A 22477-nucleotide genomic window follows, 5' to 3' on the forward strand; every position below is an offset into this window, starting at 1 on the left:
CCAAAGACGCACGTGGGTCTGACCCCTGGCTTCAAAACGCTCGTGGGTCTGACCCCTGGCTTCAAAACGCACTTAGGTCTGACCCCTGGCCTCAAAGCGCACGCGGGTTTGACCCTTACTACCCCAGCAGTTCTACCAGGATTTGTTCGTAAATCTCGGAGAGGGTGTCTAGGTCTTCTGCCTTCACGCATTCGTCCACTTTGTGGATGGTGGCGTTGATGGGGCCGAGTTCGACTACCTGTGCTCCAGTCGGTGCGATAAAGCGACCGTCGGAGGTGCCGCCGGAGGTGGATAGCTCGGTCTCGCGGCCGGTGACGGTGCGGATGGCGCTCTGGCTGGCGGCGACCAGGGCGCCTTTGTCCGTCAGGAACGGGCGGCCGCTCAGGTGCCATTGCAGGTCGTACTTCAGGTTGTGGCGGTCGAGCACGGCGACCACGCGCTCTTCCAGGCTTTCTGCGGTGTTTTCGGTGCAGTAGCGGAAGTTGAAGTGCACCAGGCATTCACCGGGAATGATGTTGCTGCCCACGCCCGATTCAATCCGAGTGATCTGGAAGGTGGTCGGCGGGAAGAAGTCGTTACCGTTGTCCCAGAACTCCTTGGCCAGGGCGTCCAGCGCCGGGGCTACGGTGTGTACCGGGTTTTCCGCCAGATGTGGATAGGCGACATGTCCCTGCACACCATGCACTGTCAGGTAGCCATGCAGGGAGCCGCGCCGACCGTTCTTGATGACATCGCCTACCCGATGTGTACTGGACGGCTCGCCAATCAGGCACCAGTCCATTTTCTCGTTACGGGCTTCCAGAGTTTCGATGACTTTGACGGTGCCATCCTGGGCAGGGCCTTCTTCATCGCTGGTGATCAGCAGGGCGATGGAACCCCTGTGTTCAGGCTTCTTCGCCACAAACCGTTCGCAGGCGGTGATGAAGGCGGCCAGGCTGCCCTTCATGTCTGCCGCGCCCCGTCCATACAGATAGCCGTCTTTGATAACAGGATCAAACGGCGGATGGCCCCAGTTTTTCTCCGGGCCGGTCGGCACTACATCGGTGTGCCCGGCAAAGGCCAGCAGCGGGCCGTCTGAGCCCTTGCGGGCCCAGAGGTTGTCGGTATCACCAAACCGCAGGTTCTCGCCTGCAAATCCCAGCGGTGCCAGGCGGGACATCATCAGCTCCTGGCAGCCAGCGTCGTCCGGCGTGACCGAGCGACGACGGATGAGGTCCATGGCGAGTTCAAGGGTGGGGGAGAGTGACATGCTGCGGCCCTTAGTTATTCGCGTGCAGTTCTTCGTTCAGCTCAATGGCCGACTTGTTGGTTTTGCACTCAACTGCACCAGTGAGGCTGTTGCGACGGAACAGCAGGTCGCTTTTGCCGGCCAGATCGCGGGCTTTGATCACTTCTACCTGCTCGTTGTTGTCGTCCAGCAGGTTCACCTTGGTGCCAGAGGTGATGTACAGGCCAGCTTCAACGGTGCAGCGATCACCCAGGGGGATGCCGATGCCGGCGTTGGCGCCGAGCAGGCAGTTTTCACCAACAGAGATGATGATATTGCCACCACCAGACAAGGTGCCCATGGTGGAGCAGCCGCCGCCCAGGTCTGAGCCTTTGCCGATCATTACGCCGGCGGAAATGCGGCCTTCGATCATGCTGGTGCCTTCGGTGCCGGCATTGAAGTTGATGAAGCCTTCGTGCATCACGGTCGTGCCTTCGCCCACGTAGGCTCCCAGACGAACTCGTGAGGTATCAGCAATCCGTACGCCCTTGGGCACCACGTAATCGGTCATCTGTGGGAACTTATCGACCGATTTTACTTCCAGGGTGCGGCCTTCGATGCGGGCCTGCAGCTGGCGTGCCGGCAGCTCGTTCAGATCGATCGCGCCTTCGTTGGTCCAGGCCAGGTTGGGCAGAAGACCGAAAATGCCGTCCAGTTTCAGGCTGTGGGGCTTGGTCAGGCGGTGAGAGATCAGGTGCAGCTTGAGGTAAACCTCGGGCGTGCTGGAGGCGGTGTCATCAATGGCCAGAACGGTCACAACAACCGGGCGCTTGCTCTGGGCCGCGCTCTCGGCCAGTTTGGCCTGGTCGGTCTGGCCCAGTTGGCGCAGGGCGTTGGCAAACCTGGTCAGCTGCTCCGGCTGCACGCTGATGGCCTGGTTGCCACCGTTATAATCCAGCGCGGTTTCAACCACGTCGATCAGGTCTTTGCCTGGGGTCATGATCGGCTGCTGGTAATACACTTCCAGCCATTCGCCCTGATTGTTCTGGCTGCCGATGCCAATGCCGAATGCAAAACTCATCTGATCTGCTCCTGTGGTAAATAATTGAAAGAATGTCCGTGGCTGAAATAGTTAATCAGCCCACGCAGCCCATTGGTCTGCGTTAAAGCCCACGGTCACTTCGTCGCCCCGCTCAACCACAGGACGTTTGATGATGGAGGTGTTCTCCAACATGATCTGGTGGGCACTTTGGGCGCTAATGGTATCACGAACCTCATCGGGAAGTTTCCGCCAGGTGGTGCCCCGTTTGTTGACCAGGGTTTCCCAGCCTGCTGCCGCTTCCCACTGGCCCAGCTTCTCGCTGGTGAGGCCGTCTTTCTTGAAGTCGTGGAATTCATAAGCAATGCCGTTATCATCGAGCCATTTGCGGGCTTTTTTTACGGTGTCGCAGTTCTTGATGCCGTAGATTTTCATGCTTTCAAGCCCTTCACAAATTCAACAATCCGATGTGCGGCTTCTACGCACTCTTCGAGGGGCGCAACCAAGGCCATACGCACGCGGTTTTCACCCGGGTTGTGACCGTCCACGGTTCGGGACAGATAGCGGCCGGGCAGCACGTGCACGTTCTGCTGGGCCGACAGCTCTTTGGCGAAGGTTTCGTCGTCGATCGGGGTTTCTGGCCATAGATAGAAGCCGGCGCCCGGGAAATCCACGTTCATGACGTCACGTAGGATGGGTACCACGGCTTCGAATTTGGCCCGGTAGGCGGCGCGGTTTTCCCGCACGTGGTTCTCGTCGTTCCAGGCGGCCATGCTGGCCAGCTGGTTGTGAATCGGCATGGCGCAGCCGTGATAGGTGCGGTATTTAAGGTAGCCGGCCAGCACGTCGGCATCACCCGCCACAAAGCCTGAGCGCAGACCGGGCAGGTTGCTGCGCTTGGACAGGCTGTGGAACACCACACAGCGTTTGAAGTCGTGACGACCGATGGCCGCGCAGGTCTGAAGCAAACCCTCCGGCGGGTTGGCTTCGTCCGGGTAGAGTTCGGAGTAGCATTCGTCGGAGGCGACCAGGAAATCGTGCCGGTCAGCCAGCTTGATGACTTTGACCAGGGTTTCCCGAGGGATCACTGCGCCACTCGGGTTGCCGGGAGAGCACAGGAACAGAATCTGGCAGCTGTCCCAGACGGTGTCAGGCACGGCCTCAAAATCGGGGATAAACCCGTTACTGCCATCGCAGGGTAGATACACCGGGTCTGCTCCGGCCAGAAACGCCGCACCTTCATAGATCTGGTAGAACGGGTTCGGACTGACGACGGTGGCGGGCTTGCCGGCATCCACCACCGCCTGCACCAGAGCAAAAATGGCTTCCCGGGTGCCATTGACTGGCACCACGTGACTGGCCGGGGTCAGCGAGCCCTCGGCAAGGTTGAAGCGGCGGGTTGCCCAGTCCGCGATGGTCTTGCGCAGCTCGTCAATGCCTTTGGTGGTGGGGTAGTTGGCCAGTTTGTCCAGGTTATCGGCGATCACCTGTTTTACAAATTCCGGTGATGGATGTTTGGGTTCGCCGATGCCGAGAGAGATTGGCGCCAGGTGCTCTGGTACCGTGATGCCGGCTTTCAGTTTGGTCAGTTTTTCAAAAGGGTAGGGATGAAGTCTGTCGAGATTGGGGTTCATTGAATATCGTCCAGCATGGTACAGAGGTCCTGTTGCAGGGCCTGGCACACGCTCGGGTCGCGCAGCGGCTCGCCGTGTTCATCGGTAATAAAGAACACGTCTTCTACCCGCTCGCCGAGGGTGGCGATTTTGGCGTTGGTAAGACGCACCCGGTGTTCCAGTAACACCTGGCCAATCCGCGCCAGCAGCCCCGGTCGGTCTGGTGTGATGACTTCCATCACGGTGCGTTGATTGATGGTGTCGTTTGAGAAGGTCACTTCGGTCGGGAACGCGAAGTGTTTCAGCTGCCTGGGGGTGCGCCGGTGGATGATGTCCGGGTAATCCTCCGGGTCATCCAGTTCTTCGATCAGGCGTTTACGGGTCCGCTCTTTACGGGCCGGATCGACGCCCAGCGGCTGGCCTTGTTCGTCCAGCACCACATAGGAGCTGATGGAGTAGGGGCCTTCGCTACTGTTGATGCGGGCGTCCACGATGTTCAGGTTAAGCTGCTCCAGAACTGCCGTAGTGGCGGCAAAGAGCGCGACCCGGTCTTTCATATAGATGATGATCTGGGAGTAGCCATCGGTTGGTCCGCCCCGGGTGTCTCGGATCAGAACAAGAGGGTCTGGATTGTCGCCGTGGCGAATGATGGCGGCTGTCTGCCAGGCGATGTCGATGGTGGAGTCTTGCAAAAAATAGTCGTCGTCGACGGTGCTCCAGATGTGGTCGATCTGGTCGTTGGTCATGTTCTGTGCAAGCAGGATGTCCCTGGCTTCTTCGCGGGTAGCGTCAATCCAGGCCTGGCGATCAACCGGTGTATCGGTGCCCCGGCGCAGCGCTCGCTTGGTTTCGATGTAGAGCTGGCGCAACAGAGACGCCCGCCAGGTGTTCCAGAGTTTCGGGTTGGTGGCGCTGATGTCGCACACGGTCAGGATGTACAGATAGTCCAGGTGCGCCTGACTAGGAATGGCGCGGGCAAAGGCCTGAATGATGTCCGGGTCGGAAATGTCTTTGCGCTGTGCGGTCATAGACATCAGCAGGTGGTTCTCCACCATCCAGGACACCAGTTGGGTGTCCCGCTCACTCAGGTGATGGCGCTGGCAAAAGGCTTCGGCATCAATGGCGCCCAGCTCCGAGTGATCGCCGCCACGGCCTTTGGCAACGTCATGGTAGAGGCCGGCGATATACAAGGTTTCCAGCTTTGGTAGCCGGTGGATCAGGCGGGAGGCCAGTGGGTATTCGTCGCGCACGTCGGTGCTGTTCAGGCGCACCATGTTGCGGATAACCCGCATAGTGTGGGCATCGACGGTGTAAATGTGGAAAAGGTCGTGCTGCATCTGACCGATGATCTGGCCAAACTCCGGCAAATAGCGCCCCAGCACGTTGTATTTCTTCATGGCCGACAGGGTCTGGTCGAGCGCATGAGGGGTGCGTAGCAGCTCCATAAACAGCGTGGTGACTGCCAGATCGGAGCGGAAGGCGTCGTCAATCAGGTGCCGGTGAGCTCGCAGGGAGCGAATCGTGGTGGCCCGGATGCCCTTGATCTCTGAGTGCTGGGCCATCAATACAAAAATTTCCATAATGGCGTAGGGCGCGTAGGCAAAGACCTGATTGTTAATGGCCTCAATATAGAGGTTGCGAACCTGGAAACGTTTGTTGAGGGGGCGGATTTCGTCTTTACTGCCGCCACCCAGTATCGCCTCGTCATAGAACTGAAGAATAACATCGGCCAGCTCGGCCAGGGCAAGCACGGTGCGGTAGTACGACTGCATCATCAGTTCTACGCCGAGGCGCTTGCCTTCATCCTTGTAGCCCAGCATTTCTGCAAGCGCCCGCTGATGATCAAACATCAAGCGGTTTTCGTTACGGTCGGCGATCAGTTGCAGTCCGTAGCGCAGTTGCCAGAGAAAGGTTTCGCCCTGCTGAAGAATCTGACGTTCTTCCTCAGTCAAAATGCTGAAGCGGGTCAGGTCTGCGGTATCTTGCAAACCAAAGTGGCGCTTGGTAATCCAGCCTATGGTCTGGATGTCGCGAAGAGCTCCGGGTGAGCCTTTTACGTTGGGCTCCAGGTTGTATTCGGTATCGCCGTACTTTTGGTGCCGACGCTGCTGCTCGTCCCGCTTGGCCAGAAAGTAGTCTCGATCCGAGCTGACATCGTCTGAATAGATGATGTTGCTGAGTTCTGATCGCAAACCGTCAGGGCCGGCAATGGTTCGGGTTTCAAGCAGGTTGGTCAGGATGGTGATGTCTTGCCTGGCAGACGCTACGCACTCGTCCATGCTGCGCACGCTGTGGCCAATGTCCAGCTTGAGGTCCCACAACAGCGTTATGAAAGCACTGAGGTCGTCCTGCCAGCCTTCTTCTATGGTGTTGCGTGTGAGAATCAGCAGATCAATGTCGGAGTGAGGGTGGAGTTCGCCCCGACCGTAGCCGCCAACGGCGACCAGAGCGATATCGGACGAGCGGGAAAAAGGATACCGGTTCCAGATCAGTCTCAGTACTTTGTCGACGGTGCTGGCCCTTGCGTGAACCAGTGCTCTGACATCAGCGCCCTCGCGAAACGCATCGGCATCTGCGTTGAAGCTTGTCAGAAGCAGTTCCCGGGCGGCAAAAACCGGTGACGTGTCGTTGCTCATGCGGGATTCCAGCTCGCTCCGGTCCACTTAGAACGACTCTTCCGAGCGTTTGGTCAGCACTTCGAAGCCGTCGGCTGTCACCAGAATCGTGTGCTCCCATTGTGCCGAGAGCTTGTGATCCTTGGTGACCACGGTCCAGTCGTCTGGCAGCAGCTTGGTCAGGTATTTACCCTGGTTGATCATGGGCTCAATGGTGAACGTCATGCCTTCTTGCAGCTCCATGCCGGTGCCGGGCTTGCCATAGTGCATCACCTGCGGCTCCTCGTGAAAAACTTTGCCAATGCCGTGACCACAGTAATCCCGAACTACCGAATAACGGTGTTTTTCAGCGTGCTGCTGGATGACGTGGCCAATATCGCCCAGGCGCGTGCCCGGCTTCACCAGCTCGATACCTTTATATAGGCATTCCTGGGTAATCTGGATCAGCCGTTCTGTGCCCGGCTTGGGTTTGCCGACAATCCACATTTTACTGGTGTCGCCGTGGTACTCATCTTTAATCACGGTGACGTCGATGTTGATGATGTCGCCGTCTTTCAGCACCTTTTTATCGGAAGGGATGCCATGACAGATTACGTGGTTAACAGAAGTGCAGACCGACTTCGGAAATCCTTTGTAATTGAGCGGGGCCGGGATCGCCTTTTGCACATTCACGATGTGATCGTGGCAGATGCGGTTCAGCTCTTCCGTGGTGACGCCAGGTTTGACATGCTCGCCGATCATTTCCAGAACTTCAGCGGCCAGGCGACCTGCTACGCGCATCTTTTCGATTTCTTCGGGGGTCTTGATAGATACCTGCATCGGGCTTCCTGTTGATTTGCATCAAACAGGCATTTTAAGGGTCGGAGGGTTTCGGTACAAGGAAGCGTGAAGGTAAAAGTAATGGCGTATTGGCGCGGCTTTATGGTATAAACGCGCCCGCCGGAGACGAATCCGGCAAATTCACACACGTGTCAGCACGTTGTCCCAGGGTGCCGGTTCCTGCTTGAAGGAGACTGGTTGGGTCAATCGGACGCGTGGAGGCCTAACCCGAAGCTAAAAGGTAAATATCATGGCTCAGGTAAATATGCGTGACCTGCTCAAGGCAGGTGCTCACTTCGGTCACCAGACTCGTTACTGGAACCCGAAAATGTCAAAGTTCATCTTTGGCGCTCGCAACAAGATTCACATCATCAACCTTGAACAGACTGTTCCTGCAATGAACGAAGCGCTGAATGTGATTCAGCAGCTGGCAGGCAACAAGAACAAGATCCTTTTCGTTGGCACCAAGCGTGCGGCGTCCAAGATCATCAAGGAAGAAGCTCTGCGCTCCAACCAGCCTTACGTTAATCACCGCTGGTTGGGTGGCATGCTGACCAACTACAAGACTATCCGTCAGTCAATCCGTCGCTACCGTGATCTGGAAGCCCAGAGCCAGGACGGTACTTTTGACAAGCTGACCAAGAAAGAAGCTCTTGAGCGTACCCGCGAGATGGACAAGCTTGAGCGTTCCATCGGTGGTATCAAGGACATGGGCGGCCTGCCGGATGCCCTGTTCGTGATCGACGTGGACCACGAGCGTATCGCCATCAAGGAAGCCAATAAGCTGGGCATTCCTGTTATCGGCGTAGTTGATACCAACAGCGATCCAGACGGCGTTGATTACGTGATCCCGGGTAACGATGACGCTATTCGCGCTATTCAGATCTACGTTCAGGCCGTTGCTGATACCTGCCTGGAAGCCGCTCAGTCTTCAGGCGGTGCTGACGAGTTTGTCGAAGTCAGCGAAGATGTTGCAGGCGCTGCTCCTGCCGCCGAGTAAGACTTGAACTGACGGTTTGAGTTTTAAGGTATGCCCGCCCGTTTATCCGGGCATACCTCCCCACCGAATTCGGAAACGATTAAGAGGATTGAACATGGCTGCAATTACCGCTGCAATGGTCAAAGAGCTGCGTGAGCGCACCGGCCTTGGCATGATGGAGTGCAAAAAAGCACTGGTTGAGGCTGACGGAAGCGTTGATGCTGCAATTGAAGAGCTGCGCAAGTCTTCCGGTCTTAAGGCTGCCAAGAAAGCCGGTCGCACCGCCGCTGAAGGTGTGTCTTTGATCAAGATCTCTGACGACAACACCGTCGCTTACATCCTGGAAGTGAACTCTGAAACAGACTTCGTGGCTCGTGATGACAACCTCATCAACTTCGCGAACGACGTGCTGAACGTTGCTTTCGAGAAGGGCGAAACCGACGTTGCCAAGCTGATGGCGGGCGATCTGGAGTCCAAGCGTGAAGCGCTGGTTCAAAAGATCGGTGAGAACATCACCGTACGTCGCATTGTGAAGGTTGAAGGCCCGGTTGTGGGTGGCTACGTTCACAGCACTAACAAGATCGCATCTGTTGTGGCTCTGACTGCTGGTGATTCTGAGCTGGCCCGCGATATCGCCATGCACGCCGCAGCTGTTAACCCGCGCGTTGGCAAGCCGGAAGATATGCCGCAGGAAGAGCTTGAGAAGGAAAAAGACATCATCAAGGCTCAGCCGGACATGGAAGGCAAGCCTGCTGAGATCGTTGAGAAGATGATGGGTGGCCGTATCAAGAAGTTCCTGGCTGAGAATAGCCTGGTTGAGCAGCCGTTCGTCAAGAACCCGGACCAGAAAGTCGGTGACCTGATCAAGGCCGCCGGTGGTGAGCTGGTTGGCTTCGTTCGCCTGGAAGTGGGTGAAGGTATCGAAAAAGAAGAAGTGGATTTTGCTGCCGAAGTGGCTGCTGCCGCTGGCACAGGCAAGGCCTGATCTTCTTCTGAGTGCTGTTGCGTAAGGTGACAGCACGACCTGAGTCTGCCACGTCTGCCGGGTTTTTCCGGCTTTCGTGGCGGGCTTGTATCTGAGATACCCCTTTTTGAGGAGTATGTCAGATACAAGCCTGCAACGGGTTTTACGCCGGATAGCCAACAGACGAAAAGGGGATCATCATGCCGACATCTTCAAAAAACCAGCCCAGATACAAGCGTGTTCTGCTGAAACTCAGTGGCGAAGCCCTGATGGGAGACCTGGGTTTTGGTATTGATCCCAAAGTGCTCGATCGTATGGCTCTGGAAATCGGTGCCCTGGTCGGCATTGGTGTTCAGGTTGGACTGGTCGTTGGTGGCGGCAACCTGTTTCGGGGTGCCGCGCTGAGTGCTGCCGGCCTCGACCGGGTAACCGGCGACCACATGGGTATGCTGGCGACCGTCATGAATGGCCTGGCGATGCGCGATGCCCTGGAGCGCTCCAACATCCGCACCCGAGTGATGTCCGCGATCCCGATGAGCGGTATTGTTGAGCATTACGATCGCCGGCGTGCGGTGCGTGATCTCAAAGAAGGCGACGTCGTGATCTTCAGTGCCGGTACCGGCAACCCGTTCTTTACCACCGATTCCGCCGCGTGCCTGCGTGGCATCGAGATTGAGGCAGACGCGGTGCTGAAGGCAACCAAGGTCGACGGCGTATACAGTGCCGATCCCCATCTTGATCCGAGCGCGGTAAAATACGATCACCTGACCTACGATGAGGTTCTGGACAAGAAATTGGGCGTGATGGACTTGACGGCCATCTGTCTGGCCCGTGACCACGGTATGCCGCTGCGGGTGTTCAATATGACTCAGCCTGGTGTTCTGACCCGCATTGTTACCGGCGAGAAAGAAGGCACACTGATCGAATAATAGTTGCCGGCCCGTTAATAGCCGGTTGCTTTAATAGAACCAGACGAACGAATTTGAGGATGCTGACGTGATTAACGACATCAAAGCAGATGCCGAGAAGAAAATGCAAAAGAGCCTGGAAGCTCTGCACTCGGCTTTCAACAAGATCCGTACGGGCCGTGCCCACCCGTCCATTCTGGACAGTGTGATGGTGAATTACTACGGCCAGGAAACACCGCTGAAGCAAATCGCCAGCGTAAACGTTGAAGACAACCGCACCCTGATGATTGCCCCCTGGGAAAAGAATCTGGTGCCGACCATCGAAAAAGCCATCATGATGTCCGACCTGGGCCTGAATCCATCGACCAACGGCGACATCATCCGCGTGCCCATGCCGATGCTAACCGAAGAAACCCGAAAGGAAATGGTCAAGCAGGCCAAGGCCGATGCGGAGCATGGTCGGGTATCTGTGCGGAACGCTCGCCGCGATGCCAATACAATGCTTAAAGATCTGCTCAAAGAAAAAGACATCAGCGAAGATGACGAGCGCCGGGGTGAAGAAGAAATCCAGAAGCTGACTGACAAGTACATCGCTGAAGTCGACAAGATGCTGAAAGCGAAGGAAGAGGATCTCATGGCGGTCTGATCGCCAGGGCTATTCAGTACAACGCAAGCGGCGGACGAACGCTCCGCCGCGCAGAGGGTTTCATGACGGTACAAGTAACCGCAGAAATTCCGGTGACGGCGGATAGCTGTCCCCGGCATGTGGCCATTATCATGGATGGCAACAACCGGTGGGCGAAGGCTCATCGGCTCAAGGGAGTGGCAGGGCACAAAGCCGGTGTGAACGCGGTTAAAGCCGTGGTGGAGACCTGTGCCAGGGAGGGAGTGCAAGTACTGACTCTGTTCGCGTTCTCGAGCGAGAATTGGCGAAGGCCCAAAGACGAAGTGTCGGCCTTGATGAGGCTTTTTTTGATCGCTCTGGAACGCGAGGTCAAAAAGCTTCACCGGAACAATATTCGCCTCCGGATCATCGGGGATCGCTCAGCCTTTAATGCCGTGTTGCAAGAACACATGGACAAAGCCGAGGCGCTGACTCGGGACAATAACGCGATGACTCTGGTGATCGCCGCCAATTACGGTGGCCATTGGGATATCACTCAGGCTACGCGCCAGGTGGCAGAGAAAGTCCAGTCCGGAGAGCTTCAACCATCTGATATTACTGACGATATGATCCAGCAGCATCTGAGTATTGGCGATCTGCCGATGCCGGATTTGTTGATCCGGACGGCGGGAGAACAACGCATCAGCAACTTCCTGTTGTGGCATCTGGCCTACACAGAGTTCTATTTTTCCAGCGTATTCTGGCCGGATTTTAAAGCTGACGAAATGCGCAAAGCCCTGGAAGCCTACAGCGGTCGGCAGCGTCGTTTCGGACAGACCGACGATCAGATTGCGGCCCGTGCCTCACAACAATAACGATACAGCGACCTATACCGTGTTAAAAACTCGCATTATTACCGCACTGTTTCTTGCTCCTATTGCGATTGGCGGAATCTTCTTTCTGCCGCCATTGGGTTTTGCTCTGTTTACCGGTGCCATCATTTCGCTCGGAGCCTGGGAATGGGCCAATATGGCCAGTATTGAGCGTCAGCCAGGCCGTGTAGCGTATGCGATGGCGATTGCCGTCCTTATTTATCTCGTTTGGCTGTTTGCCGTGCCCGCCGTACCATTGTTGTGGCTGGCAGTATTCTGGTGGTTGGTCTGTTTTTGGCTTGTTCGCCGTTATCCGGCCGGCTCTGGCGCCTGGGGAGCGGTGCCGTTGCGGGCACTGATGGGGGTGTTTGTATTGGTGCCAGCCTGGATAGGGCTGGACCACATTCGCAACGGAGACGTTCAGTTTGGCGATGTCACCAATAATCTGATGGTCATTGCGTACATCTTCTTTGTGGTGTGGGTAGCCGACATTGGTGCATATTTTGCGGGCAGGGCCTTTGGCAAAGCCAAGCTGGCCCCCAGAGTCAGTCCCGGCAAGTCCTGGGCCGGCGTTTGGGGTGGTCTGGCAGCTGTCGCCTTGTTAGCAGTGGTCGCCAGTGTATTGGCTACGGCCAGCGCCGGCGAGACCATGCTGTTGATCGTCGCCAGCCTGCTCACCGGGTTTGTCTCGGTGCTGGGTGATTTGCTGGAAAGTATGCTCAAGCGTTTCCGGGGGATTAAAGACAGCAGTCAATTGCTGCCTGGTCATGGGGGTATTATGGACCGTGTTGACAGCCTTACTGCCGCGATCCCCGTTTTTGCACTGATGATCACCCTGCTGGGTTGGTTGAGCGCCGGTCACGGTTAGTTATGACAAAACGTTGCATTACCATACTAGGGGCGACTGGCTCGATCGGGCTGAGTACGCTGGACGTCGTTCGTCGTCATCCGGAACGATTCTCCCTCTACGCATTGACCGCGGGCACGCGTGCCAAGGAGTTGGCGGCACTGTGCCGGGAATTCCAGCCAAAGGTGGCGGTTATGGCCGATGCCCAAGCCGCGGAAGAGCTGGCCGCTCTGCTTAGTGATTGCGCCGGCATTCAGGTGCTTTCTGGCGCGCAGGGCTTATCGGCCGTGGCAGCGGCAGATGATGCCGATACGGTGATGGCGGCTATTGTTGGCGCGGCTGGGTTGGCGCCGACGTTGGCGGCTGTTCGCGCCGGAAAACGGGTTTTGCTTGCGAACAAAGAGGCGCTGGTGATGTCTGGGCAACTCTTTATGGACGCAGTGTCGGATTCCGGTGCGGAGTTGCTGCCAATCGACTCCGAACACAACGCCATTTTCCAGTGCATGCCAGCGGATAAGATTCGGAATCCTAAGGCCGCCGGAATCACAAGAATCTTGTTGACTGCCTCAGGCGGACCTTTCAGAACCTACGCGGCAGAGCAATTGCGGACTGTCACGCCTGCCCAGGCGTGTGCGCACCCTAACTGGTCCATGGGCCAGAAAATCTCGGTTGACTCCGCCACCCTTATGAACAAAGGGCTTGAGTTGATCGAGGCCTGTTGGTTGTTCAACACCACGCCTGAGCGTGTCGAGGTTCATGTCCACCCGGAGAGCATTATCCACTCCATGGTAGAGTATGCGGATGGGTCGGTATTGGCTCAGCTCGGCAGTCCGGACATGCGTACGCCGATTGCCAATGGCCTTGCCTGGCCCGAGCGCATTGAAGCCGGCGTGGCGCCGCTGGATCTGTTCGCGATCGGCAAGTTTCACTTTGAACGACCGGATCTTCAGCGCTTCCCGTGTTTGCGTTTAGCAGCCGAAGCCTTCGCCAGTGGTGGCACGGCTCCGGCAGTATTGAATGCCGCAAATGAAGAGGCGGTGGCTGCGTTCCTCGATGGCAGGCTGTGCTTCGCCGACATCCCCGTTATCATAGAGCGAACTCTGGCCGCCACACCCGTTGTCACGGCGACCGACTTCGAGACCATCTTCGCGAAAGATGCCGAGGCGCGCGCATGTGCCAGGGAACAGATCAGTCTGCTGTCTGTCTGAACCCTCTGGAATGCTCACCTTGGTCTCTAGCCACAAACCGGAAAATCTATGCAGATCATTCAAACTGTACTGGCGCTTGCGTTAACCCTGGGAATTTTGGTCACCCTGCACGAGTACGGGCATTTCTGGGTCGCCCGTAGATTTGGGGTCAAGGTTCTTCGGTTTTCGGTGGGCTTCGGCAAGCCAATGTTTTCCTGGTATGACCGGCACGGCACAGAGTTTGCGATTGCAGCCATTCCGCTGGGCGGCTACGTCAAGATGCTGGATGAGAGGGAAGGCCCGGTACCTGAAGAGCTGAAAGACCAGGCGTTTACATCAAAGCCGCCCTCACAGCGTATCGCGATTGCTGCTGCCGGTCCGATTGCTAACTTTATTTTTGCCATTTTTGCCTACTGGCTGCTGAGTGTGGTGGGTGTGACCAGCGTTGCGCCGATTGTGGGTGATGTATCACCCGGCAGTGTGGCTGAGCGGGCTGGGCTGCAACAGGGTATGGAGATTCACGCTATTGATGGTCGTCGTGTGACGTCCTGGCGCGACGTTAACATGCGTTTGTTGGAGCGAGCCGGAGAGCATGGGCAGGTGACTGTGGAGGTTTCCCGTGACGGCTCCAGAGGAACAGTAGATGGCGCGCTGAACGGCTGGCGCCTGAGCGATGACGCACCCAACCCGCTGGCAGAATTCGGCATCACGCCCTGGCGACCGGCGGTGCCGGCAGTTCTGGGGCAGGTAGCGGGCGACGGTCGGGCTGCGACAGCTGGACTGGAAACCGGTGATCGTATCGTCGCGGTGGAGGGTGAGCCGGTCGCGGATTGGTTTGCTCTGGTTGAGCATATTCGCAACGCTCCGGAAACGACATTGACCCTCTCGGTCGAGCGTAACGGCGAACCGAGGAGTATTGCCGTTCGTCCGGCGTCTCGTACGCTTGAGGACGGTCAGGTCATTGGCTTTGTTGGAGCCGGGGTGGAGGCCATCAGTTGGCCGGATGAGGTGCTGCGCGAGGTTCGCTACGGCCCTTTGGCGGCCATTCCGAATGCCGTACATGAAACCTGGGCGGATACACGGCTGACTTTGGTTGCCATCAAAAAGATGTTTACCGGGTTGTTGTCACCCACTAATCTCAGCGGGCCGATCACGATTGCCCGGGTAGCGGAGGCCAGCGTCAGTTCCGGTTTCGAGGATTTTGTGCGCTTTTTGGCTTACCTGAGCGTCAGCCTTGGTGTGCTTAATTTACTGCCGGTGCCGGTTCTGGATGGTGGTCACATTGTGTATTACACCATCGAGGCCATCCGCCGGAAACCGGTGTCTGAGCATGTTCAGGCGCTTGGATTACGAATTGGTATGGCTCTGATTCTGACTTTAATGGTGTTTGCTCTTTACAACGACCTGATGCGGTTGTGAGAATTGCGGGCTCCTTACCGCACATTAACCAGGCGATATAACTGAATGAGACGTTCCCTTCTAGCTGTAGCCGTTGGTCTAGCCATTACCGCAATTGGTCTCAACCCCGTGCTGGCCGATGAATTCACAGTAGCGGACATCGAGGTAGAAGGCCTTCAGCGGGTTTCAGCGGGCTCTGTATTCTCTGCTTTTCCCGTCAATATCGGTGAACAGGTGGATGAAACCCGCCTGGCGGCTGCCATTAAGGACTTGTTCCGGACAGGCCTGTTTACCGATATTGAAGCCAGTCGCGATGCCGGTGTGCTGATTCTCTCGGTTAAAGAGCGTCCGTCGATTTCGTCTATCGAGATAGACGGTAATAAGAATATTGAAACAAACATGCTCATGGATGCGCTTGCCGGGGCAGGGCTTGAAGAGGGGCAGGTGTTTCGTCGGGCCACTCTGGAGAGACTGGAACTGGAGATACTGCGCTCCTACATTTCTCAGGGCCGTTATAACGCCAGAGTTCGTGCCACTGCCGAGGCGCTTCCGAGAAACCGGGTTGCCGTTCGCCTCGATATCAACGAAGGCTCTGTGGCGTCGATTCAGCACCTCAATATCATTGGCAATGACGACTTCAGTGACGAAGAGCTGACCAGCCTGTTGGAGCTGCGTACAACCAGTTGGTGGAATTCGATCACCAACAAAGACAAGTATGCCCGCGAGCGGCTGAGCGGCGATCTGGAGACCTTGCGGTCTTTTTATCTCGACCGCGGCTACCTGGACTTTAATGTGGAGTCGAGCCAGGTATCTATTTCTCCGGATAAACAGCAGGTTTTCATAGCGATTTCTCTGGATGAGGGCTCTCAGTACACTATTTCGGACATACGCCTTCGGGGCGACCTGATCGTTGATGAAGACGAATTACGTAAACTCATCCCGGTGTCGGAGGGGGACGTGTTCTCACGCGCCCAGATGACCGCCATCTCTGAAGCCCTGTCATTTCGCCTCGGTAGAGAGGGCTATGCATTTGCCAACGTAAATGCGGTGCCAGAACCTGAGGAAGGAAATACAGCGGCGGTCACGTTCTTTATTGAGCCTGGAAAGCGCGCTTATGTGCGGCGTGTAAACTTCCAGGGCAATGTCTCCACCAAGGATGAGGTTCTTCGCCAGGAAATGACTCAGATGGAGGGTGGTGTTGCTTCCTCTGACCGGATCGAGTTTTCCAAAACCCGACTTGAGCGTTTGGGTTTCTTCCAGACCGTAGATGTTGAAACCGTGCCGGTTCCGGGTTCCGACGACCTGGTTGATGTGAATTACAGCGTTAGTGAGCAACCTACGGGCAGCCTGTCCGCATCGATCGGCTTCTCTCAGAACTCTGGTGTGATTCTGGGCGCGGCGGTGTCGGAGAACAATTTTTTTGGTAGCGGAAAGCGGGTGTCTTTTGGCGTTAACGTCAGTGATTCTGTCAAGAGCGCCAACGTGTCTTACCTTGATCCTTATTACACCGTTGACGGGGTTAGCCGGGGTTTCAGCCTGTTTGCGCGTGAGACGGACTTCGAGGAGCAGGACATTTCGTCCTACTTGCTGGACGAGTACGGTGCCAGGATGACCTTTGGGTATCCCACAGACGCCATTACCCGCTTGAACTTTGGTGTGGGTGTTACTCAATCCAACCTCAAGCCGGGTATATTTTCAGCGGTTGAAGTTCGGGACTTCATTGCGGATGAGGGCGATTCCTTCACCAATTACTTCCTGTTTGGTAGTTGGCGCCGTAGCACCCTGAACCGGGGCGTTTTGCCAACCCGTGGCCGCAGCCATTCGTTGTCACTGGATGTGGCTGTGCCCGGCAGCGACCTTACGTTCTACAAGGCGACCCATAAAACCGATTTCTATTACCCGTTGGTGGATACCCAGAGATGGGTGGTCAGGGCGCGTACAGAAGTGGGCTACGGGGATGGTTATGGTGACCGTACTCAAATGCCGTTCTTCGAACACTTCTTTGCCGGTGGTTATGGATCGGTGCGTGGCTACCGGGCAAATTCCCTCGGTAACCGTGCGGAACCAGCCGAATTCGACTTCTCAAGCCCGAACCCTTTCGGCGGCAATCTGCTGACAGAAGCGGGCCTTGAGCTGATTTTTCCCACACCCTTCGCTGGTGACACTCGTTCCATGCGGACCTCGTTCTTTCTGGACGCCGGTCAGGTATTTGATACCGAGCGGGGATTTGATCCGGCGTTGGATGAAGTGCGGGCCGCTGCCGGCATCAGCTTCCAGTGGATCACTGCCGTTGGCCCGCTTGCATTCAGTTTGGCGAAACCGCTTAATGACAAATCGGGCGACGATACTCAGGTATTCCAGTTCTCACTGGGGCAAACCTTCTGATCTCACAGAACAGAAAAACAAAGGATGAAACACAGGAGATTTCCATGAAACGTTTAACTGCCATGATTGGTGCCACTTTGATGGCATTCTCGCTGCAAGTCGTAGCCGAGACCCGAATTGGTGTGGTTGATTTACGCCAGGCATTGTTCTCTTCCAATGACGCCCAGGTGTTTAGCCAGAAGCTCCAGCAGGATTTTGCGGGGGATGAGGCCAAGGTTCGCGAAACTCAAGAAAAGGCCAGAAAGCTTAAGGATCGGCTTGAGAAAGACGGCGCCATGATGAACGAAAGCGAGCGCAACAAGCTGGCTGGTGAGTTTCAGGAAACGGTTCAGGAATTCAACTTTTTGAAACAGCGTCTCGACACTACGGTGGCCCAACGTAAGCAGCAGTTCCTTGAAAGTGCCCGTCCGGAAGTAGACGAGGCGGTGAAAGAACTCTTGGAAGAACACAACCTCGACCTGATTCTGCCGAGTGAAGCCGTGGTTTATGTAAAGCCGGAGATGAACCTCACCTCTGAGCTGCTTGATAAACTGAATCGCTGAGCAGGATAGAGCCCGGCTGGCGGGATCAGAACAAGGTCAAGAATGATGAAATCTTATAGCCTACAGGAGCTGGCACAGGCTCTGGGTGCGGAGCTGAAAGGCGATCCCGACATCCGGATCTCCGGAATGGCCACGTTGCGCGCGGCCGGACCGGGCGCAATCAGTTTTCTTGCCAATCCCGCCTATGGCAAATACCTGAAAGACACCAAGGCGTCGGCGGTTATTGTTTCGCCAGCGGCTGCCGGTGATGCTCCGACCAATGTCCTGTTACTCGACAATCCTTACCTGGGCTATGCTCGTCTCAGCCATTGGTTTGACCCTGCACCGATTGCCGCTGCCGGGGTTCACCCGACTGCGGTGATTGACTCTTCCGCGAAGCTTGCTAAAACCGCCAGTATTGGCCCCCATGTTGTTATTGAGGCCGACGTAGAGATTGGAGAGCATGTAGCGATTGGGGCCGGCTCATTTGTAGGCGCACGCTGCCGGATTGGTGATCACGGAATACTTCGCCCCAGAGTGACGCTGGCCCACGATGTTGTCATCGGGCAGCGTTGTCATATCCTTAGTGGTGCAGTGATAGGGTCGGATGGCTTCGGATTCGCTATCGAGAAAGGCGTGTGGCACCGAATTGCACAGGTGGGCGGTGTGGTCTTGGGGAACGACGTTGAGATCGGTGCCAATACCACGATTGATCGTGGAGCCATGGATAGTACGTTGATTGGTAACGGCGTGAAGATTGATAACCTGGTTCAGATTGCTCACAACGTGTGCATCGGCGATCACACGGCCATGGCCGCGAAAGTAGGTGTTGCGGGCAGTACCCGAATTGGCAGCCACTGCGTCTTTGGAGGTGCCTCTGGCATTGCCGGTCATCTCGAGATTGCCGATCAAGTCCAGCTGACGGGCATGACCATGGTCACCGGAGATATCTCGGAGCCAGGAGTGTATTCGTCCGGTACCAGCGCAGACACTAACCGCCAATGGCGAAAAAATGCGGTACGCTTCAGGCAGCTGGATGCACTGGCCAGGCGGATCAAAGAACTGGAAAAGAAATCAGAGGGCTGAGGCCGATCGACATGATGAAAATTGATGAAATTCTTGAATACCTGCCGCACCGTTATCCGTTCCTGTTGGTCGATCGGGTAACCGAGGTCGAGAAGGGAAAATCGATCAAGGGGTACAAGAATGTCTCTTTCAATGAGCCGTTTTTCACTGGGCATTTCCCCGACAACCCGATTATGCCCGGCGTATTGATCATTGAGGCGATGGCACAGCTTTCCGGAATCCTCGGTTTTGTGACTGTCGACCGGAAACCCTCAGATGGCGTGATACAATACTTGGCAGGCTCCAGCAAAGTGCGCTTCAAGCGTCCTGTGCTGCCTGGAGACCGTCTGGATCTGGAATCAGAATTTGTGTCCGGAAAACGCGGTATCTGGAAATTCAATTGCCGCGCCCTGGTTGATGGCGAGGTCGTGTGCGTGGCAGAAATATTGACCGCTGAGAGAGAAGTTTGATGGCGACAAATGACTGGTCGGGCGTCCATCCTCAGGCGATTGTGGACCCATCAGCCAAACTGGCGGATAACGTAACCATAGGTCCCTGGAGTTATGTTGGTCCCGGCGTTGAGATTGGTGAGGGTACTGAAATTCTCTCTCACGTGGTGATTAAGGGGCCAACGGTTATAGGCTGCAATAACCTCATATTTCAATTCTCCAGTATTGGCGAGCAATGCCAGGATAAAAAGTATGCAGGTGAGCCGACCACCCTGGTTATTGGCGATGACAACATAATCCGGGAAAACTGCACCATCCATCGGGGCACCATACAGGACCGGGGCGAAACCCGGATCGGTAACGGCAACTTGCTGATGGCTTATGTGCATGTTGCCCACGACTGTTGTGTTGGCAACAACACTATTCTGGCCAACTGCGCCACTCTGGCAGGGCATGTATCGGTCGGTGACTACGCCATTCTGGGTGGTGGGACAATGGTGCATCAGTTCTGTCATATCGGGCCGCACAGTATGGCCGCCGGTGGCAGTATCGTGCTCAAGGATATTCCCGCTTATGTCATGGCCAGCGGTCAGTCAGCCCAGCCCCATGGTATGAACGTTGAAGGCTTGAAGCGCCGTGGTTTCAGCAAGGACGTTTTGTTGACCCTGCGCCGCGCCTATAAAGTAATCTACCGCCAGGGGCTAACCACCGAGCAGGCGGTAGCCGAGCTTGAGCAGAACTTTGCAGACGTTCCTGAAGTCCGTCCACTGATTGACTCGCTCCGGGGAGCGGATCGGGGCATCATCCGCTGATCTGGCTGGAGGTTGCCGGTGGTATGTTCTCAGGTTAACCCGGTCAGTTTGCGCAAACTGACCGTCGCCATCATCGCGGGAGAAGCGTCTGGGGATATCCTCGGTGCTGGCCTGATCCGCTCCCTTCGTAAACGTTACCCGAACGCCCGTTTTGTCGGCATCGGCGGTGATGAGATGGTTTCGGAAGGCTTTCACTCGCTGGTCCCGATGGAACGGTTGTCGGTGATGGGGTTGGTGGAAGTGCTGGGGCGCATTCGGGAGCTATTCAGCATCCGCGCCCGGTTGCTCGATTTCTTTTTCAAAACGCCCCCGGACGTCGTTATTGGTATAGATTCTCCGGATTTTACGTTGGCGATCGAGCGTCGCTGTCGAGAAGCCGGTATTCCCTCTGTGCATTATGTCAGTCCGTCAGTTTGGGCGTGGCGGCAAAAGCGCATCTTCAAAATAGCCAAATCCGTTGATTTGATGTTAACGCTCTTTCCCTTTGAGGCTCGATTTTACGAAGAGCATCAAGTGCCCGTGGCGTTCGTTGGGCACCCACTTGCTGATCGGATTGAAATGACAACCGATACCCGTGCAGCCCGGGAATCCCTTGGTCTTGAGGTTGATAAGCCCGTGCTTGCGGTACTGCCGGGTAGCCGGGGTGGAGAGGTGGAGCGCCTGGGGACCTTGTTCCTGGAGGCTTCGCGCTGGTTACAGGCGCGAAGATCAGACATTCAACTGGTCATTCCGTGCGTCAACCGGGATCGAGAGAAACAAATTCAAGGCCTGGTGGAGTCACTCGAAGTAAAGTTGCCGGTCACTCTGGTTCGCGGTCGTTCCCGGGAAGTGATGGCCGCCAGTGATGTGGTTCTGCTGGCGTCTGGCACAGCTACGCTTGAGGCCATGCTTCTGAAAAAGCCTATGGTGGTTGGTTATCGCCTGAGCAACCTCAGTTTCAAGCTGCTTTCAAAGCTGGTTAAAGTGCCTTGGGTGGCTTTGCCAAATCTGCTGGCCCAGAAACAACTGGTACCCGAACTCCTCCAAGATGACGCAACGCCAGAGGCGCTGGGCGCTGCGATTCTTGAACGCCTTGAAAATGAGCAAGAGCGGTTGAGGTTAAACGATGCCTTCTCGGAGTTGCATGAGTCTTTGCGGCAGAACGCTGACGAACGCGCCGCGATGGCCATTTCGAGTTTGCTGGAGAGCAAGCGCTGATGGTCGTCAAGGGCAAGGTGTTGCCGCTGTTTGAGTGTGGCTACAAAGGTTGGCGACTGGCCGGTGTGGATGAGGTAGGCCGGGGCCCCCTGATCGGTGCAGTCGTAACAGCAGCAGTCATCCTCAACCCGGAGCAGCCCATTGAAGGCTTGGCTGATTCAAAGAAACTCAGTGAGAAGCGACGGCTGTCATTGTATGACGAGATCCTTGAGAAGGCCGCAGCCTGGAGCTTGGGCCGCTGTGAGGCTGCAGAGATCGACCAGCTGAATATCTATCAGGCCACGATGCTTGCTATGAGGCGAGCGGTTGATGGTCTCTCTATCAAGCCAGAGTACGTTTTGGTGGATGGTAATCGTTGTCCAAAATGGAGCTGGCCTTCTGAGCCAGTGGTGAAAGGCGATAGCCGGGTAGCGGCCATCAGCGCTGCATCGATCATAGCCAAAGTCACCCGTGATCGTGAGATGGCAGAGCTTGAACAAAAGTACCCGGGATTCGGTCTCGCTCAGCACAAGGGCTACCCCACGCCGGTTCATCTTGAGGCGCTGGCTACTTTGGGTGTCACTCCTGAACATCGCCGGTCCTTCAGGCCGGTGCAGGAGGCGCTTGATGCTGTCGGGCTTTACCGGCATGAGTCAAAGAACTGCGATAAAGAGCTGACGTATCCTGTGGATTTGTTTGAAAATAGAGATTGACAGTTGCCGGTTCTGGCTGTACTATTCGCGCCACGTTGATCGGGGCAACCCGGTAAACAACCAGTTTGATGCGGGGTGGAGCAGTCTGGTAGCTCGTCGGGCTCATAACCCGAAGGTCGTAGGTTCGAATCCTGCCCCCGCTACCATATAAAAGAAAGGCAGATCAGTAAGTTACTGGTCTGCCTTTTTTGCTTTCAGATCCTGAAATTCTCTCCGTGCCCTATGCGTGCCAATTTCCGATCTGGACATTCTGGCCCCTCTTCGTTGTTGACCGTAAGTCTTCTGGGGCAAGGTGCGTAAACCG

The 22477-nt window shown here is 56.1% G+C and carries 21 protein-coding genes and 1 tRNA gene; 16 read left to right on the plus strand and 6 right to left on the minus strand.

The features are described 5' to 3' along the window. Nucleotides 1-118 precede the first annotated feature (118 nt). From dapE to map, 6 genes are read right to left on the minus strand one after another with little or no spacing between them, the layout of a single operon-like run. Complete coding sequence (dapE, locus tag IBX51_RS10420) at nt 119-1249, minus strand: succinyl-diaminopimelate desuccinylase (protein WP_291831157.1); 1131 nt, start codon at nt 1247-1249, stop codon at nt 119-121. A gap of 10 nt (nt 1250-1259) precedes the next feature. Then, nucleotides 1260-2288, minus strand: a complete 1029-nt coding sequence (dapD, locus tag IBX51_RS10425) for a 2,3,4,5-tetrahydropyridine-2,6-dicarboxylate N-succinyltransferase (protein ID WP_291831158.1) — start codon at nt 2286-2288, stop codon at nt 1260-1262. A 51-nt stretch (nt 2289-2339) separates the two neighbouring features. Continuing rightward, nucleotides 2340-2681, minus strand: a complete 342-nt coding sequence (locus tag IBX51_RS10430) for an ArsC family reductase (RefSeq protein WP_291831159.1) — start codon at nt 2679-2681, stop codon at nt 2340-2342. Next, nucleotides 2678-3880 (minus strand): succinyldiaminopimelate transaminase, encoded by a 1203-nt coding sequence (dapC, locus tag IBX51_RS10435; RefSeq protein ID WP_291831160.1) that lies wholly within the window; start codon nt 3878-3880, stop codon nt 2678-2680. Before dapC ends, IBX51_RS10430 begins: the two co-directional genes overlap by 4 nt. Further along, on the minus strand, nt 3877-6522 hold the full coding sequence (locus IBX51_RS10440; RefSeq protein ID WP_291831161.1) for a [protein-PII] uridylyltransferase: 2646 nt from the start codon (nt 6520-6522) through the stop codon (nt 3877-3879). Before IBX51_RS10440 ends, dapC begins: the two co-directional genes overlap by 4 nt. Continuing rightward, nucleotides 6523-7293: a type I methionyl aminopeptidase gene (map, locus tag IBX51_RS10445; protein WP_291831162.1), complete on the minus strand. Its 771-nt coding sequence runs from the start codon at nt 7291-7293 to the stop codon at nt 6523-6525. Nucleotides 7294-7543: 250 nt separating this feature from the next. Here map and rpsB point away from each other — a divergent pair, with 250 nt between their 5' ends. From rpsB to IBX51_RS10525, 16 genes are all read left to right on the plus strand, one after another. After that, a complete protein-coding gene (gene rpsB, locus IBX51_RS10450; protein ID WP_291831163.1) occupies nt 7544-8293 on the plus strand; it encodes a 30S ribosomal protein S2 in 750 nt (249 codons plus the stop codon). A 94-nt stretch (nt 8294-8387) separates the two neighbouring features. Then, entirely contained in the window at nt 8388-9257 is an 870-nt protein-coding gene (gene tsf / locus IBX51_RS10455) for a translation elongation factor Ts (RefSeq protein WP_291831164.1), read from the plus strand. A 179-nt stretch (nt 9258-9436) separates the two neighbouring features. Further along, entirely contained in the window at nt 9437-10165 is a 729-nt protein-coding gene (gene pyrH, locus IBX51_RS10460; protein WP_291831165.1) for a UMP kinase, read from the plus strand. Nucleotides 10166-10232: 67 nt separating this feature from the next. Continuing rightward, nucleotides 10233-10790 carry a ribosome recycling factor gene (gene frr, locus IBX51_RS10465; protein WP_291831166.1) on the plus strand — a complete coding sequence of 186 codons (558 nt, stop codon included), beginning with the start codon at nt 10233-10235 and terminating at the stop codon, nt 10788-10790. Between the two features lie 62 nt (nt 10791-10852). Then, on the plus strand, nt 10853-11623 hold the full coding sequence (gene uppS, locus IBX51_RS10470; protein ID WP_291831167.1) for a polyprenyl diphosphate synthase: 771 nt from the start codon (nt 10853-10855) through the stop codon (nt 11621-11623). A gap of 19 nt (nt 11624-11642) precedes the next feature. After that, the gene (locus IBX51_RS10475; RefSeq protein ID WP_291831177.1) at nt 11643-12488 is read left to right on the plus strand and encodes a phosphatidate cytidylyltransferase; all 846 of its coding nucleotides are present in this window, start codon (nt 11643-11645) and stop codon (nt 12486-12488) included. A gap of 2 nt (nt 12489-12490) precedes the next feature. Continuing rightward, nucleotides 12491-13675 (plus strand): 1-deoxy-D-xylulose-5-phosphate reductoisomerase, encoded by a 1185-nt coding sequence (gene ispC / locus IBX51_RS10480; protein WP_291831168.1) that lies wholly within the window; start codon nt 12491-12493, stop codon nt 13673-13675. Nucleotides 13676-13723: 48 nt separating this feature from the next. Then, nucleotides 13724-15073, plus strand: coding sequence for an RIP metalloprotease RseP (rseP, locus tag IBX51_RS10485; RefSeq protein ID WP_291831169.1), 1350 nt, complete (start codon nt 13724-13726; stop codon nt 15071-15073). A 45-nt stretch (nt 15074-15118) separates the two neighbouring features. Further along, nucleotides 15119-17437, plus strand: coding sequence for an outer membrane protein assembly factor BamA (gene bamA / locus IBX51_RS10490; RefSeq protein WP_291831170.1), 2319 nt, complete (start codon nt 15119-15121; stop codon nt 17435-17437). A gap of 44 nt (nt 17438-17481) precedes the next feature. Next, nucleotides 17482-17979, plus strand: coding sequence for an OmpH family outer membrane protein (locus IBX51_RS10495; RefSeq protein ID WP_291831171.1), 498 nt, complete (start codon nt 17482-17484; stop codon nt 17977-17979). A gap of 42 nt (nt 17980-18021) precedes the next feature. After that, the gene (gene lpxD / locus IBX51_RS10500; RefSeq protein ID WP_291831172.1) at nt 18022-19044 is read left to right on the plus strand and encodes a UDP-3-O-(3-hydroxymyristoyl)glucosamine N-acyltransferase; all 1023 of its coding nucleotides are present in this window, start codon (nt 18022-18024) and stop codon (nt 19042-19044) included. An 11-nt stretch (nt 19045-19055) separates the two neighbouring features. Next, nucleotides 19056-19493 carry a 3-hydroxyacyl-ACP dehydratase FabZ gene (fabZ, locus tag IBX51_RS10505; RefSeq protein WP_291831173.1) on the plus strand — a complete coding sequence of 146 codons (438 nt, stop codon included), beginning with the start codon at nt 19056-19058 and terminating at the stop codon, nt 19491-19493. Continuing rightward, entirely contained in the window at nt 19493-20284 is a 792-nt protein-coding gene (gene lpxA / locus IBX51_RS10510) for an acyl-ACP--UDP-N-acetylglucosamine O-acyltransferase (protein ID WP_291831174.1), read from the plus strand. The genes fabZ and lpxA overlap by 1 nt, the downstream gene beginning before the upstream one ends. An 18-nt stretch (nt 20285-20302) precedes the next feature. Further along, nucleotides 20303-21481 carry a lipid-A-disaccharide synthase gene (lpxB, locus tag IBX51_RS10515; RefSeq protein ID WP_291831175.1) on the plus strand — a complete coding sequence of 393 codons (1179 nt, stop codon included), beginning with the start codon at nt 20303-20305 and terminating at the stop codon, nt 21479-21481. Beyond that, a complete protein-coding gene (rnhB, locus tag IBX51_RS10520) occupies nt 21481-22173 on the plus strand; it encodes a ribonuclease HII (RefSeq protein ID WP_291831176.1) in 693 nt (230 codons plus the stop codon). Before lpxB ends, rnhB begins: the two co-directional genes overlap by 1 nt. Nucleotides 22174-22242: 69 nt before the next feature. Next, nucleotides 22243-22319: transfer RNA gene (locus IBX51_RS10525), tRNA-Met, on the plus strand. Nucleotides 22320-22477: the final 158 nt, after the last annotated feature.

It is taken from the genome of Marinobacter sp. (assembly GCF_014859525.1).
Classification (GTDB): domain Bacteria; phylum Pseudomonadota; class Gammaproteobacteria; order Pseudomonadales; family Oleiphilaceae; genus Marinobacter.

Bases quoted from the DNA above. Each gene is read 5' to 3' on its own strand.
- dapE (WP_291831157.1), bottom strand. From the start codon at position 1,249: ATGTCACTCTCCCCCACCCTTGAACTCGCCATGGACCTCATCCGTCGT.
- dapD (WP_291831158.1), bottom strand. From the start codon at position 2,288: ATGAGTTTTGCATTCGGCATTGGCATCGGCAGCCAGAACAATCAGGGC.
- IBX51_RS10430 (WP_291831159.1), bottom strand. From the start codon at position 2,681: ATGAAAATCTACGGCATCAAGAACTGCGACACCGTAAAAAAAGCCCGC.
- dapC (WP_291831160.1), bottom strand. From the start codon at position 3,880: ATGAACCCCAATCTCGACAGACTTCATCCCTACCCTTTTGAAAAACTG.
- map (WP_291831162.1), bottom strand. From the start codon at position 7,293: ATGCAGGTATCTATCAAGACCCCCGAAGAAATCGAAAAGATGCGCGTA.
- rpsB (WP_291831163.1), top strand. From the start codon at position 7,544: ATGGCTCAGGTAAATATGCGTGACCTGCTCAAGGCAGGTGCTCACTTC.
- tsf (WP_291831164.1), top strand. From the start codon at position 8,388: ATGGCTGCAATTACCGCTGCAATGGTCAAAGAGCTGCGTGAGCGCACC.
- pyrH (WP_291831165.1), top strand. From the start codon at position 9,437: ATGCCGACATCTTCAAAAAACCAGCCCAGATACAAGCGTGTTCTGCTG.
- uppS (WP_291831167.1), top strand. From the start codon at position 10,853: ATGACGGTACAAGTAACCGCAGAAATTCCGGTGACGGCGGATAGCTGT.
- ispC (WP_291831168.1), top strand. From the start codon at position 12,491: ATGACAAAACGTTGCATTACCATACTAGGGGCGACTGGCTCGATCGGG.
- rseP (WP_291831169.1), top strand. From the start codon at position 13,724: ATGCAGATCATTCAAACTGTACTGGCGCTTGCGTTAACCCTGGGAATT.
- bamA (WP_291831170.1), top strand. From the start codon at position 15,119: ATGAGACGTTCCCTTCTAGCTGTAGCCGTTGGTCTAGCCATTACCGCA.
- IBX51_RS10495 (WP_291831171.1), top strand. From the start codon at position 17,482: ATGAAACGTTTAACTGCCATGATTGGTGCCACTTTGATGGCATTCTCG.
- lpxD (WP_291831172.1), top strand. From the start codon at position 18,022: ATGATGAAATCTTATAGCCTACAGGAGCTGGCACAGGCTCTGGGTGCG.
- fabZ (WP_291831173.1), top strand. From the start codon at position 19,056: ATGATGAAAATTGATGAAATTCTTGAATACCTGCCGCACCGTTATCCG.
- lpxA (WP_291831174.1), top strand. From the start codon at position 19,493: ATGGCGACAAATGACTGGTCGGGCGTCCATCCTCAGGCGATTGTGGAC.
- rnhB (WP_291831176.1), top strand. From the start codon at position 21,481: ATGGTCGTCAAGGGCAAGGTGTTGCCGCTGTTTGAGTGTGGCTACAAA.